This window comes from Evansella cellulosilytica DSM 2522 (assembly GCF_000177235.2).
Lineage (GTDB): Bacteria > Bacillota > Bacilli > Bacillales > Salisediminibacteriaceae > Evansella > Evansella cellulosilytica.
In genome coordinates, this window is record NC_014829.1 from 4635680 (window position 1) to 4649439 (window position 13760).

At 31.2% G+C, this 13760-nt stretch carries 12 protein-coding genes; 2 read left to right on the forward strand and 10 right to left on the reverse strand.

Translation table 11 applies throughout. The annotated features are described in order from the left end of the window. Nucleotides 1-1458, reverse strand: a complete 1458-nt coding sequence (locus BCELL_RS21160; RefSeq protein ID WP_013490844.1) for a type I restriction-modification system subunit M — start codon at nucleotides 1456-1458, stop codon at nucleotides 1-3. A gap of 271 nt (nucleotides 1459-1729) precedes the next feature. Between BCELL_RS21160 and BCELL_RS21165 the strand changes: the two genes are divergently transcribed. Beyond that, complete coding sequence (locus BCELL_RS21165; RefSeq protein WP_013490845.1) at nucleotides 1730-2605, forward strand: tyrosine-type recombinase/integrase; 876 nt, start codon at nucleotides 1730-1732, stop codon at nucleotides 2603-2605. A 49-nt stretch (nucleotides 2606-2654) separates the two neighbouring features. Here BCELL_RS21165 and BCELL_RS21170 read toward each other — a convergent pair whose 3' ends face one another. From BCELL_RS21170 to BCELL_RS21885, 5 genes are all read right to left on the reverse strand, one after another. Beyond that, entirely contained in the window at nucleotides 2655-4610 is a 1956-nt protein-coding gene (locus tag BCELL_RS21170) for a hypothetical protein (RefSeq protein ID WP_013490846.1), read from the reverse strand. Between the two features lie 468 nt (nucleotides 4611-5078). Beyond that, a complete protein-coding gene (locus BCELL_RS21175) occupies nucleotides 5079-5267 on the reverse strand; it encodes a hypothetical protein (protein WP_013490847.1) in 189 nt (62 codons plus the stop codon). Between the two features lie 1109 nt (nucleotides 5268-6376). After that, complete coding sequence (locus BCELL_RS21180) at nucleotides 6377-8119, reverse strand: DUF2326 domain-containing protein (RefSeq protein ID WP_013490848.1); 1743 nt, start codon at nucleotides 8117-8119, stop codon at nucleotides 6377-6379. After that, the gene (locus BCELL_RS21185; protein ID WP_013490849.1) at nucleotides 8110-8361 is read right to left on the reverse strand and encodes an ABC-three component system middle component 6; all 252 of its coding nucleotides are present in this window, start codon (nucleotides 8359-8361) and stop codon (nucleotides 8110-8112) included. Before BCELL_RS21185 ends, BCELL_RS21180 begins: the two co-directional genes overlap by 10 nt. Further along, nucleotides 8361-9323 (reverse strand): ABC-three component system protein, encoded by a 963-nt coding sequence (locus BCELL_RS21885; RefSeq protein WP_013490850.1) that lies wholly within the window; start codon nucleotides 9321-9323, stop codon nucleotides 8361-8363. The genes BCELL_RS21185 and BCELL_RS21885 overlap by 1 nt, the downstream gene beginning before the upstream one ends. A 191-nt stretch (nucleotides 9324-9514) precedes the next feature. On the opposite strand from BCELL_RS21885, the gene BCELL_RS21195 reads away from it, so the two are divergent. Next, nucleotides 9515-10396 carry a hypothetical protein gene (locus BCELL_RS21195; protein WP_013490851.1) on the forward strand — a complete coding sequence of 294 codons (882 nt, stop codon included), beginning with the start codon at nucleotides 9515-9517 and terminating at the stop codon, nucleotides 10394-10396. 139 nt (nucleotides 10397-10535) lie between these two features. On the opposite strand, the gene rlmH is transcribed toward BCELL_RS21195, so the two are convergent. From rlmH to BCELL_RS21210, 4 genes are all read right to left on the reverse strand, one after another. Next, complete coding sequence (rlmH, locus tag BCELL_RS21200; protein ID WP_013490852.1) at nucleotides 10536-11015, reverse strand: 23S rRNA (pseudouridine(1915)-N(3))-methyltransferase RlmH; 480 nt, start codon at nucleotides 11013-11015, stop codon at nucleotides 10536-10538. Between the two features lie 65 nt (nucleotides 11016-11080). Beyond that, a complete protein-coding gene (locus tag BCELL_RS22325; RefSeq protein WP_081457360.1) occupies nucleotides 11081-11239 on the reverse strand; it encodes a CxxH/CxxC protein in 159 nt (52 codons plus the stop codon). 305 nt (nucleotides 11240-11544) lie between these two features. Beyond that, nucleotides 11545-12768: a S1C family serine protease gene (locus tag BCELL_RS21205; RefSeq protein WP_013490854.1), complete on the reverse strand. Its 1224-nt coding sequence runs from the start codon at nucleotides 12766-12768 to the stop codon at nucleotides 11545-11547. Between the two features lie 169 nt (nucleotides 12769-12937). Continuing rightward, on the reverse strand, nucleotides 12938-13732 hold the full coding sequence (locus BCELL_RS21210; RefSeq protein ID WP_013490855.1) for an MBL fold metallo-hydrolase: 795 nt from the start codon (nucleotides 13730-13732) through the stop codon (nucleotides 12938-12940). Nucleotides 13733-13760 lie beyond the last annotated feature (28 nt).

Consider the following 13760-nt stretch of genomic DNA (forward strand, 5'->3'; position numbering starts at 1 on the left):
TTACACATCCATTTCTTTTAAAAAACTGTTTAATACATTCTCTGACTCATTAGTTTCCTTTAATGCTTGGACCATTTCATTATATGCTTGCTCTAATGATATTCCGTCGTCCTCTATAATTGGCTTTACATAAAGTGGAATGTTTAAATTAAAATTATTAGATTTAATATCATCAAGAGTTGCTATACTGGTCTTTCCTTTTGTAGTATTGTATTCATTATAAAGTTTAAAAATCTCGTTAACATGCTCTAATAATAATGTATTTTGATTTCTTTCTTTTTTAAATAATTGTGATGCATCTATAAATTGTACTTTCCCTTTTCTATCTACGGGTTTATCTTTTCTGAAAAATAAAATACAAGCAGATATATTTGTTCCGTAAAATAAGTTTGGTGCTAATCCAATAACAGTATCTAATAAATCCTGTTGAAGTAATTCCCTTCTAATTTTACCTTCTGCCCCAGCTCTAAATAAAACACCTTGGGATAAAACCACAGCCATACGTCCAGTGTACATTTCCATAGACTTAATCATATGTTGCACCCAAGCGTAATCTCCATTTGTTTTTGGTGGAATGCCAGCTATATTCCTTCCATAAGGGTCATCTTTCCATTCTTCATACCCCCAACTTTTCAAGGAAAAAGGTGGATTCGCAATAACACAGTCAAAGGTCATTAGCTTATCCTCTTCAAAGTATGCAGGATTTTTAAGAGTATCATTTCTTACAATTTTAAAATCCTCTAAACCATGTAAAAACAAATTCATTCTTGCTATAGAAGAAGTTGTAAGGTTCTTTTCTTGACCATAAAGTTTTAAAGTCCTAGCATCTCTACTCGTATCATTCAAATGATCTACTGCCTCCAACAACATCCCACCCGTTCCACAAGCTGGGTCGTAAATACTCTCATTTTCTTCAGGATCTAATAGCATTGTCATTAACTTTACAATTTCTCTAGGAGTATAAAACTCTCCTGCCTTCTTATTTGCAACATCAGCAAATTTTTTTATTAAATATTCATATGCCTGTCCCATTGTATTTGATTTTACGTTTTTATTCCCTAAGTTATATTGGGAAAAATGCTCAATCAATTCTATTAGTATTTCATCAGTTAATTTATCTTTATTTGACCATTGTGTATCACCAAAAATACCATACAAGCTCTCAGGATTTGCCTTTTCTATTTCCCTTATTGAACTTAAAATTTTTATACCTACATTTTTAGTAACACTTCTAACCTCATTCCAATGGCAACCTTTTGGTATGATGAATCTATGTTCTTCATCAAAATCCTCTCCATAAATTTCCATAGATTCTTGGAGTTCTTCATCGTATACATCAGATATCCTTTTAAAGAATAACATTGGAAATATGTATGATTTAAAGTCGGATTGATCTACAGGTCCCCTAAGAATATTTGCTGCTCCCCATAACCAAGATTCCAGTTCTTCTAATTTCATCTCTATTTCTTCCTTCCTAGGTCATTTCAACGAATTAATAAACATCTTTTTAATCTTTGTCTTTATAAATATAATAACACAATGTATATTACAAATTTTACTATACTAATAATTGGCATTACTTCCTATAGGTTGCTGGACACATAATTATTATTAAGTGGCTAGTTCTTTTTGAAAACTTGGTTTTTGGTGCTAAAATTTAATGTTCTCATCGTATAACACTATAAAAAAACTGAGCGTATAACACTATTTAAAGGGAGTGGTTTCACAAATGAATTATTTAAAGGGTTTTAATAATTATTTAGAGGACATGGATAAAAGTGAAAGGACTATTGTTAGTTATCTAAACACTATTTCTCAATTTTCAAATTGGTTAATCAAAGAAAAGTTTATAGATGATTTATCAATAGTGGCAACCAGAGAAATTAAAGCATACAGACAAATATTATTAGAAAAGTATTCTCCAGCTACTGTAAATCAGAAATTAGCCTGTATCAAAACGTTTTATAAGTTTATGACACAAACACATATTATAAAAGAAGACCCTGCAAAATATATTAAACTACAAAAAGTTGATAATATAAAAAGTCAATATATGACTAGAGCAGAAGAGTTAAGAGTAATGAGTAAAGCTAAAGAAAAGGGAATCAAAGCATATGCCATACTAATGGTTTTACTAAAATGTGGTTTGCGCCCAAGTGAATTAAGTAGCCTTACATTAGATTGTCTATTTTTAGATAAGGAACCTACTCTTTTAGTAAAGGATTCTAAGAGAAACAAATCTCGCTATGTTCCAATTCCAATGGATACCTGTAAAGCATTAAATGCTTGGATAGACGAAAGAAATAAATCAGATAAGATATATCACACCCGAAGTAAGTATGTTTTTACTTCTCAACGTCAGGATAGATTAGAGGTACGTGCTATTCAAAGGGTAGTTGAAGTGATTGGAATAGAGGCTGGGGTCGAACTATATTGCATTAGGCTTCGTGCTACTTATGCTAACTCTTTAATCCAGAATGCTAATATTCCTTTAAGTGCACTTGCAACGTTAATGGGACACGATAGTATTCAAACTACTAGTCGCTATACCACTATCAACGAACAAGATAAGAGACGTTATGTTAATTCAATTTCTGAAATATAAGCTAATTAAAAGAGCACCTATACAAGTGGGTGCTCCTTTATACTTTCATTTATCTCTTTCTACATGACGGGCAAAAAGTTCTTGTTAAAAGATGGTCACTTCGGATCTGCCACTCATATCCACAACTGATACATTGCGCCGTTACTTTTTCTCTACTTGAAATGTATTTTAGTACATTAATAGCATTATTAGATTTTTTTAATATTTTTTGCTTATAAGCTTCAGCTCGTGAAACCTTATTATCTACCTTCAAGTCTCTCGAATTATTTATTGCTTTTTTAGAGGCTTTTCTTTTTTTCTTAACTTTAGGTAATTTTTTTGCAAGTAATTTTTCTACCCAAGAATTATTACTTAATCTTTCATTCAACATACAAAGTTCTAAGCATCTTTGCGATTCTGAAGCACCAACACTAAATCGAGTATCTTCAACAACTAATTGTTGAATTTCTTCCAAAACAGCTGATAATTTTACCAACTTTTTATTTTTTATCGTGTAATCGTTAATCCCATGCTTGTATTCAGCTAGAACAGAAATAAAAGAGTTGTCTATTTCATTATTTATTATACTAGAAACTTTAAACCTTTCTTTCTTTATAGCCCAAAAATCATAGTAATCTTTTTCAATATATTCTATGCCAGACTGACAATTTCTTGTAGTTTCATTATCAATATAATGATTCACTTCTATTTTATTTCCTTCATTATCTATGTAACAATAATCAAATCTAATAATAAAAGGTTCCTTACTGTATTCAACACTTTTATTAATGGCATTATTTGATATGTATATATTAATATGACATGTGTTCAATAAATCATTTTCTTCGTTTATTTCTATTACAAAATGGTTTGACCTAGCTCTTAAAGAAAAAGATTCAAAGTGATGTGAAGGAAAAATTAATTTGTATCTTTCTGGTCTCATTGTATCTTCGTTATTTAAATATATGTCCAAAATTTCTTGATAAGGAATATTCTTATTTTCTTTTTCTTCTAATTTTTTGTTTACAACTTTAATTTGGTTATCAAAAATCTTATAAAAATTTAATTTACACTTTTTTGATTTAAGATACTTATGGAAAAGTTCTTTGTACTTAGGGTTAGCTTTATACTCTATACTATTTATAAAATTATTAATTGCTTCCTCGCTATAGATGTTCATATCTACAAATTTTTCGCTAATCAACCTTTTCAGCAAGTCTAATTCCTCATTAAATTGTTCTCTAGCGACTTTATACACTTCATATAATTTATTTTTCTTTTCATTCAATTTTTTTATTTCTTCAAAATTAGGTATGTATCGTTCACACAATTCATTGAGCTTTAGATTTACTTCTTCAAACTTTAATAATATGTCACTATCTAAATGTTCTTTGTCTTTCAATAAAGAGATATCTTTTGGTACCGAATGTTCAAAATTAAATTTTGTAAATCCATATTCATAATAAGTGGCTATATTATTAACATCCTCCAGTAATATCCTCAAATAATCCCTTATTTCCGATTGTGAATCTGAAAAACGCAACTTAAACTGTTTAAGTAAAGAATTCAGTTGATTAAATCCAAAAAATGCGGGTAATAATCTTTGAAAATATTCCTCTTCTTTTCCATCTAACATTTCTTCTTCTACCTCTTCTAAGACAATCATATGAAAGTCTTGTAGAGAACAATCATGTTCTAGCATATATTTAAAAATTTTACACGCTTTAAACTTACCTTCATAAAAAGATCTAGTTTTAGAAAAGAAATATTTGTTATATTCCTCATAAGAAAGTCTATTCAAAGCCAGTATTTCAGTAAAATGTTGTTTATATCTTCTTTGTATATCCTTTGCTTGTCCTATATAAATGGGGACAATTTCCTCTGAAGTAAAATGGTCAATGTAAATCATATAGATGCCTGATATATTATGTTTTGTTTCTGGTGTAACTTCTCTATATAAATTCTCCTGTAATAGGTGTCTAACTTGGGATTTTATATTATCGATTGTTCTTCCCCCGTTATCCATACGCTCCCCTCCACTTAACATAATATTATTTAAAGTACATTCTATATATTTCTTATCTCAATAAATTTACTTGAGACTTATTAATTCAATATACAGTTACGGTTAGTGTATCAAATTGTTAATAAAAGATATACCTTGGGGCAAAACATAGGACTTTGAGTATTGCGGACAATAGAGCCCATGAGTGCGGGTGAGTGAGCCACTTGTGTAGCTTATAAATGAGGTTTGTTCATAAGCACCTCCCAAACCCACATGTTACAATAAGTAATAAGAACCCAATTTGCCAAAAGAGGGATCAAAATGGGTTCTTATCGAGCAGATATAAGATTGTTTTTTCAAAAAAAGATTGATTGTTTCGGAAAGCGAATATACTATAGCACCCAAAATAGTAAGCAAAGAAAGAAATAATAAAAAATCTTAACCAACTATATTGAGGTCGGTCTATTCTTAATACTTCTGTTATTTTAGTTAACGTCCATTTTTGTCCCAGTCGTCATACGAATCAAAATTATGATTAGGATCTACAAAGTCTCTTCCAGCTTCCATTAAGCTGCTAGCACATCCTTTGCAGAGAGACTCACCATCTACCAGTAATTCTGAATCGAGTTGATTTTTGGAGAATTCTCCTCCACACTCGTTACAAATATACTTTTTCATAAGTTTCCTCCTTTTCCAATTTAAATTGCGTATCAAAATATTGATTATCCAGCAATAGTAAATTAGCTTTTAATGAGTTGCAATTATAATACAATACTTACATTATTCGGACAACTATGAATTTATCTACTATAAATTATGTAAATTCAGTTTACACTGAACTACTTAAATATGTAAGCCTTTTACAACGAAAAACCACTATTTAAGAGTTTAACCCGAAGTTGATAATTGAAATGACTCCTTCTCTAAATTATTTCCAATGTATAGCATTAGAAAAGCCTGATTATTATTGCGGCTGAAGAGAGCCACTTGTGCGGAGTTTTGAGCCATTGATTGCGTAAGATAGAGCCGCTGTTTGCGGATGGGAGAGCCAGTTATATAAATAAGAACAACCACTTTTAGAATAAGAATTGCGAATCTATACCCCCTTGGTTTTTTTATCTAGAGGGTGATTCACTAAGTATTTTTATTTATAAACTCCAAAATGGAGAAGGAGGAATGAGGGAAGGACAGATCTACCCCCTAAAAAGGGGCAGAGAAAAACTGTTCAAAACGGATATAGTTATCACTCAGTCAGTCATTTTTAGTAGGTTAAATTAACACACAATATTAATTAAGTCCCCAGGTCTAACTTTACAACTCTTGCATCACTGCAATAACCTACCTCTACCTCGCTATTAGCGATTAGTACGGGCAATTCCTCTCAAAATAATCTTGAAAGGCATCTGGGAAAACTACTAGCCTTTAACGCATCCCACCCTCCTGATTAAGAGGGGAGCCAGAACCATTGAGAATATTTCACCCTCTCCAAAACTGCCTATTTTATATGGTTTAATAATTATTTTTCTATTCAATTTTCAATTGTGTTACATCATTATATAACCGTTTTTTTTGAAGTCAAATTTGGCTTTTTACTATTATTTAATCGTAAAACATAATAAAAAATACTTTGACAACATTCTTGTCAAAGTATCTTGATTATAAATCTCCAAAATTCTAATTAAAACTGTTATATCTCTAATTGCATCTTTTATTGTTATTGGAGTATAAAAGCAATTGTATTCCCCTTCCTAATATTAGAGAAAAAGACACGCCACTTGCCTGTAAAATCATTTATCATATGGTAAATCTATTGTCATACCTAACAGTTTATCTTCATCTGATTTATCAGTCAGAGTTAGAATAGTATTCATATCTATTAATTTCTTGTAATACAGATATTCTTCTTCATTCGTAACATCTCTAATAGTAGAAATCATATCTTCGTTAATTGATGTGATATATTGAATTTTCTCATCCTTTGCTTCCTGCTTTACTATTTTCAGTAAAGATAAGCGCTGTCTCGGGTCCATATTTGAAAACAATCTACTATCGTGGAAAATAAAATTAACATTATGATTTTTCAACTTCAATAAAGTCATGTCAAAACAAAAAATACACACTTCGCTTATTCCATCAGATGAATCACCCGTAATTTTTGCATTTATTTCAAATCTTATCTGATTAAGACCATCATTTATTTTAATGTCTAAACCACTCGCTTTATTCTTATAAAAAGCTTTTGAATATGACCTGAAAGTACCCATAATATCTTCTAGCATTTCTTTATGTTCTTTTAAGTATTTGCTTGTTTCTAATTTTTGTTGTTCTATATCTATTTTTGCTTGTGCTGATCTATCGTCATAAGTTTCAAGTAAATTCTTATAATCCATTACTTTTTCTAAATTATTTCGTAAGCTTGATAATTTATCATGTAATGCATTGTACTCTTCAAGCGCACCGTATCCTCCAAGATACTTCATTTTTTTGTCTAATTCATTACCTTTTTCAATAATTCTTTCCTGAATCTCTTCTTTTTCCTTTTCGAAGGATTTTTTTTGTCTCTCTAACCGTTCATTTCTACTTAAAAGTAATTTATTATGAAACTCTGTTACCTCAGATAAAGTCTTTTTAACTTTATCTTCAAAGAGTAATCTTGCTTCACCGTACATTTCTAGTATCATATCTAATTCAATTTCTGGCTTTAGACTTAAGCTTTTCTCTATTTTCCTAATTGAATTTTCAATAAGCGTACCCTTATTTTTTAATTCTCTTATATGGTAAGAAAGTCTATCTGCTTCTTGTTGAATTTCCCGATAGTTTTCTGCGACTTTAAATTCCCTTGCTTTTTTCTCTAATTCCTTTACCTCTTCTTTTAAATCTATAATTTCAAAGTCTAGATCATCATTACCAATAAAATACTCTTTTAAAATTGGGTCTTTTTCAACTATTTTTTTGTTTTTCTCCAATTCATCAATACTTTTTTTTAATATCATTTTAGTTTCTATTAGATCTATATCTAATCCTAATAAATATGCATTGTTTAATAATTTTGCATAATCCGTTTCTTTATCTTGGTATTTATCATACTTTGTATAGCTGGACTTACTTCTCCTTATAAAACGTGAAATTAAACTTCTAAATGTCAGATATTTTATTTTATTATCTTCTTCAAATCCAAAAACTTTTTCCAATAACAGTTTTGTATATTTTCCAACAGAAATTTTTTTACCATTAAGTATTACATTATTTTGCTCTGAACAATTTCTAGAAACAATATATTCTTCACTATCTATCTCAAATTCTAAAGTAAAAATCCAACCTTCTAAATTTTCTTCAAAAACATCTATTTTTTTACTTCCTAAACAAAAGTGTATTAGTTCAATTGCCAATGATTTTCCAACACCGTTATAGGTGTTTTTCAAATCCTTCTCTTCTGGATTTTCTCTTTTCCCAACAATAAAATTAAGACCATCCTTAAACTTTATTGTATGGAAGCCTGACCTATTTGCACTTAACTTTCTTAAATACATTTTGTTAGACCTCCTTTCTCATTAGAGTTTATAATACCAATAGTAAATAAATAATCTAATGAGATAATAAACTTATCAAACGAATAATTATCAATTATTTTCTCATTTTGGTTTTTGCTTTTAAGTCTTTCCCATAACTCATCTACACCTACAGATTTGTTATCATCAAGTAAACTATATATGATAGCTCCCATTGCAAATATAGATTCCGATAGTTTTATGTGTTTTTGAGGTAGAATCATTATTTTTCAACCTCCTCTAAGATGTGCTGTTCAAATATATCGCAACTTTCAAAGTAAAATGCCATTAAACATTCAGTTGCTTGTTGTACAGAGTTATTACTGTTTTTAGGCATACTTTTCTCTAATATATACATATACCTGCGGTCTGAATAATTTTCCTCATCTTCCTTAATTTTTTCTTTAGACTCTTCATATAGATCTACAAATTTATTCTTTATTTCATTTCTAAGAAAATCTCCTTGATACTTAAAATATGTTTCAACATCACCATAATTGATTGCTGCTGCATCTAATCTACGTTCAATTATTTTGCTTAGATTGTTAAACTCAATTTTTTTATTGAAATCTGGAACAAATAAATCTTCCTCTATATAATTTTTTGAAGGGAGATTTAATATATGTTGTATAACATCATTTAAGCAATTGTAATCAACATTATATATAGAATGAGTTCTTGGTATTAATCCAACAACTGCGATAATATCGTCTTCATTTAGTTCAAATAATAAATTTTCTAAATTTCTTGCTACAATTAATCCTGTCTTTATTTTTCTGCTTTCTCCAAGAGAGTCTATGATATCTTGGAGCTTCATTATTTTTTTATGTACCTCTACAAATGCACCTTTATATTTATCATTTACAACAAAATAAAATTCTTCGATTTTGACTTCAGCAGACCATTTGTTAATTAGTCCATCAAAATCGTCCTCTAGTTTTGAAATTGCATTTTCGATACTAGTAGATATATTTTCAGGTCCATACACTTGGTAAAACTGACCAGTATCTAAAATATATCCATCATTCTTCATATCTCCTAATCTACCTTGAGGTTTAACTGCTCTAAAATCTTTATGTCTGAATCCCATAATTTTTGTAAAGAGATCCTCAAAATTTTGACCATCACTAGAATATATCTTATTTTGAAACATTATTCTTGATAAATACTTATCGTCTCTATCCATAAAATATAATTCTCCTCTTAAAAGGTTTCTATTAACATTTTACATTATTATCCTAATATTAACATAAATATTTCCTTATGCTATTCAATTATCGGAATTTCCAATAACTAATAAAATAACGGAGCCCTTTGTATATTTTTGTATAATAACCTACTATTATCTAGTAAAATTTTATTTGGAGGTGTTCAATTTTGATATTTGATATGACAGATTTTGATAACACTATTAAATCACTAGCAGTTTTTTTAGACTTAACTAAAGAAGAAATTTCAGAATTTGTTTTAAACAGCACAGATATAGAAGTAGTGAAATTTTTGGAAGCATTTAATATAACAGATGAAAAACTATTAGAAAAGGATATGGAATTAGTAAGCTTACATAGTACCACCAGTTTTGATAATTGCCAGTCAATCAAAGAGATAGGCATAATTAATCTACAGGATGCTGTATCGCAAGAAACGCCATTAAAGGCTTATTTAGAAGATAAGAATATCAAAATTAGTATAGAAGAAATGTACATTTTGTTTAATGGTAATAAATTTGATATAAGTAAGAAAACTGAAGGTTTTTGCTTAAGTGACGAAGATGAAAATAAAAATCGTGTAATTCATAAATTTTATGGTGATTATCAAGTTAACGGGTTCTTATGTCACGAAAATGTCCTTACATACGGTGGCTATACAAAGGATAGACCAGAGATTCTTTACGATTTAGCATATTTGTTAGGGGATGAAAAGATTGAGCTAGATTGGATTAAAGATAAAAATAAAAAACATTATATTATTAAATTTAAGCAACCACTGAACTACTATAAGTGGTTCACATTTGAAGTTGAATATGAGGATAATGATTACGGAATTACAAAAGGTAATTTAGAATATTTACCTAATAATGTAATAGAGGCAAAGGTAAAGAAATGGGTAATCCATAAATCACTTTATATTCTAAAGTACGGCAAATACGAGCTTTACTCATATGTACATCCTGAATGGAGAATACCCCCAAAAGAAATTATGGAAATTATGACAGAACAAGAATATAAAGTTAAGTATAGCGTTAACAATAATTATTAAAATCTTCTATATTAATTATTTTAGAAAAAGGTTTGGTTAATTTAACTAACCAAACCTCCCTTTCTAACTTATTTTCATTTTTTGAGAATTTTTTTTAGAACAGATTTATCTAATATAATCTCAACTTTTTGCTTTACCATCACTTGTGATACGGTTCACCCCTATTAATCCGAAAAGCACGATAGATCTGCTCCACTAGGATGAGTCTCATGAGTTGGTGGGGGAAGGTCATGTTGGAGAAGGAGAGCTGTGCTTGTGAGCGCTGCATGATTTCTTTGCTTAATCCGAGTGAGCCTCCTATGATGAAGGCAACTTTACTTTTTCCGTGGAGAGCTAATTGGTCTAGCTGCTTTGCTAGTTTTTCAGAGCTCCATTTTTCTCCTTCAATGGCTAGCGCGATAACATATGTATCTGGGGATAACTTGCTTAATATTCTTTCCCCTTCTTTTTGTTTAATTTGTTCCATTTCTGTATTGCTTAAATTTTCTGGTGCTTTTTCATCAGCAACCTCAACTATTTGTATATTTGCGTAGGCTGATAGACGTTTTTTATATTCATCTATGCCTTGCTTCAAATATTTTTCTTTTAACTTTCCAACCGAAATAATAGATATATTCACAATTTAGTCTCCTCATCCACATTTATCCACAATAGTTATCCACATATCCACAAAAAACCTGTTAATTATCCACTGATTTTATACGTAGCCTCCGAATTACAAAAAGAACAATGTCTCTCTTCTTTTTCCGCTTCGTTTACTAATTGTAAATCTGGCGGCATTCCAGTTTCATCAACCATCTCTTCCATCGCTATATCTATGTGATCTTTACAGCTATAATACATCGTAATCAAACACCCTTCATGTATGTCATTTTATTTACTTTTATTATTTCCTCCGACATTATATCATACCCAATCATTTAAAACGTTCACACGACTTGTGGATAACTGATAAAAATAAAAAACTAAGGGAAGATTTTTCCCCTAGTTTTTTAAAATAAGCTAGAACTTGGCAATGGGTACACTAGACGCGCGCCCACTATAATCAATCCACTTATAGTAGCAATACAGTACATTGCTTAAGGACACTAAAGTGAAAGAACATCACTTTTTCAGTGTCCTTGAAAAACCAACCTTTTAAGTCAACCTTATGACACTTGCGCATCTAGTGTTATTTCGACTTCCTGTTTTTCACCTTGGCGATAAAAGCCAACCGTTAACGTATCGCCAATCTTCTTTTCTGTGTATAAATATCTTCTTAATTCATTGGCGCCTTTTACTTTTTCGCCATCTAACTCTACGATAACATCACCAGCTTGTATACCAGCTTTTGCTGCTGGTGTATCTGGGATAACATCTTCTATATATATACCACCTTTAATGTCCTCTGGAAGGTTAAGTGCACCTTTCCAATAAGAGCTTGGTATTTCTTGAAGTGAGTGTAAATAAACACCGATTTGCGGACGACGAACTTCACCAAACTGTTCTAAATCCTCTATGACAGGTAAAGCAATATTTGATGGAATGGCAAACCCAATACCTTCAACAGAGTGCTGCGCTATTTTCATAGAGTTAATACCAATGACTTCGCCGTTTATATTTAGTAATGCCCCACCACTGTTACCTGGATTAATTGCAGCATCTGTTTGTAGCACTTCAGCTTCCCAATCAGGCTGACCGTTTCCAGATAAATCTATCGGGATACTTCTCTCAATTGCACTAATAATTCCTAACGTAACAGATCCTTCAAAGGAAAGTGGGTTTCCTATTGCAATTGCTGGTTCACCTGCTCTTAGCATTTCTGAGTTTCCAAAGTCAGCAACCGTTGATACTTCATGAGCATCAATCGTTAACACGGCAAGATCTGTTAATTCATCTGAGCCGACGACTTCTGCTGATACGCGAGCGCCATTCGTTAACGTAACATCTATTTCGTTTGCCCCTTCTATTACGTGGTGATTTGTAACGACATATGCAAGATCACCTTCTACTTTATAAATAACGCCAGAGCCTGTACCTTCTCCTCCCGCTCCAAAAATACTAGTAGACTGCCTCATGTTGACAACACCTACGACAGCATCTGAAACTTTATCAACAGCCTCCATCACCTCTGATGTCATAGAAATATTGACCGTATTAGTAGGTACATCACTTAAAACCTCTTGTGCTTCCTCAGTTGTGCTTCCAGTTTGAGTTGCTCCCTTTGGAGCTATATCATAAGGAAGAAAGCCATAATTGGATAACACCGGGATCGAAAAAACTACGATAAGTGCTCCCATGATTGCACCAAAAAAGGAATATAGACCAATTCGTCTAGCACTTTGGCGATTTGCTTGTCTTGATGATTGATAATGCCCGTCATAATATCCCATAAAAACCCTCCTCTTTTTGTTTAAATATGGAGAAAAGTCTTAATGAAAGACCTATGAATATTTTATTAAACTACTATTTGTTTCGTCTATACTATCGATTATTTTATACAATTTTTCACACATCCATATTATTTCCCACAAATAGCAAAAATAAAACAAGCATATTTCATTATACTGCTGTTAGAGCTGTTGGCTTTAATGGATCCGTATCAAACAATTTCACTTGCTTTCCTACATGGATTCCTTGTTCCTCTAACGTTTGGTGTACAGTCATTCGTGCTAATTCCTTCATATTATTATCTAAGCTCAAATGTGCTAAATACACGTTTGCTGAGGAGTCCATTATAATATCTGATAAAGCTAAAGCAGCATCTACATTGGAAACGTGGCCTTCATCTCCTAAAATTCTTCGTTTCACACTCCACGGATATTTTCCCATTCGGAGCATATCCATATCATGGTTAGATTCGAAAATGAACGTATTTGCCTCTTTTGTCGTCCCTTTTATTCGATCACTTACATAACCTGTGTCTGTTACAAGTGCTAGCTTTCTTCCACTATGCTGAAATGTAAAAAACATTGGTTCTGCTGCATCATGCGAAACACCAAACGATTCTACGTCAATGTCTCCGAAAAGTTTTGTTTCACCTATTTCAAAATGAAATCGCTGTTCGATAGGAATGTTACCAAGTAACCCTTCCATCGCCTTCCACGTTTTATCATTTGCATAAATAGGTAAATCGTAGCGTCGTGCAAGTATGCCGACGCCTTTAATATGGTCACTGTGCTCATGTGTCACAAGAATACCATCGAGACTTTCTGGTGAAATATTGATTTGTTTAAAGCAGTTTTCTATCTTTTTTCCACTTAATCCTGCATCTATTAATAGCTTTTGATTTCCCGTTTCTACGTATATGGCATTCCCCGTACTGCCACTTGCTAGCACACTAAACCTTAGCGTCATAAAGCTTCACTCCAATTTTAAACTCATA

Excerpts from the sequence above, each read along its gene's own strand:
- BCELL_RS21160 (WP_013490844.1), bottom strand. The coding sequence starts at position 1,458 with ATGAAATTAGAAGAACTGGAATCTTGGTTATGGGGAGCAGCAAATATT.
- BCELL_RS21165 (WP_013490845.1), top strand. The coding sequence starts at position 1,730 with ATGAATTATTTAAAGGGTTTTAATAATTATTTAGAGGACATGGATAAA.
- BCELL_RS21170 (WP_013490846.1), bottom strand. The coding sequence starts at position 4,610 with ATGGATAACGGGGGAAGAACAATCGATAATATAAAATCCCAAGTTAGA.
- BCELL_RS21175 (WP_013490847.1), bottom strand. The coding sequence starts at position 5,267 with ATGAAAAAGTATATTTGTAACGAGTGTGGAGGAGAATTCTCCAAAAAT.
- BCELL_RS21180 (WP_013490848.1), bottom strand. The coding sequence starts at position 8,119 with ATGTATTTAAGAAAGTTAAGTGCAAATAGGTCAGGCTTCCATACAATA.
- BCELL_RS21185 (WP_013490849.1), bottom strand. The coding sequence starts at position 8,361 with ATGATTCTACCTCAAAAACACATAAAACTATCGGAATCTATATTTGCA.
- BCELL_RS21885 (WP_013490850.1), bottom strand. The coding sequence starts at position 9,323 with ATGGATAGAGACGATAAGTATTTATCAAGAATAATGTTTCAAAATAAG.
- BCELL_RS22325 (WP_081457360.1), bottom strand. The coding sequence starts at position 11,239 with ATGTATTATAGCTGTAAAGATCACATAGATATAGCGATGGAAGAGATG.
- BCELL_RS21205 (WP_013490854.1), bottom strand. The coding sequence starts at position 12,768 with ATGGGATATTATGACGGGCATTATCAATCATCAAGACAAGCAAATCGC.
- BCELL_RS21210 (WP_013490855.1), bottom strand. The coding sequence starts at position 13,732 with ATGACGCTAAGGTTTAGTGTGCTAGCAAGTGGCAGTACGGGGAATGCC.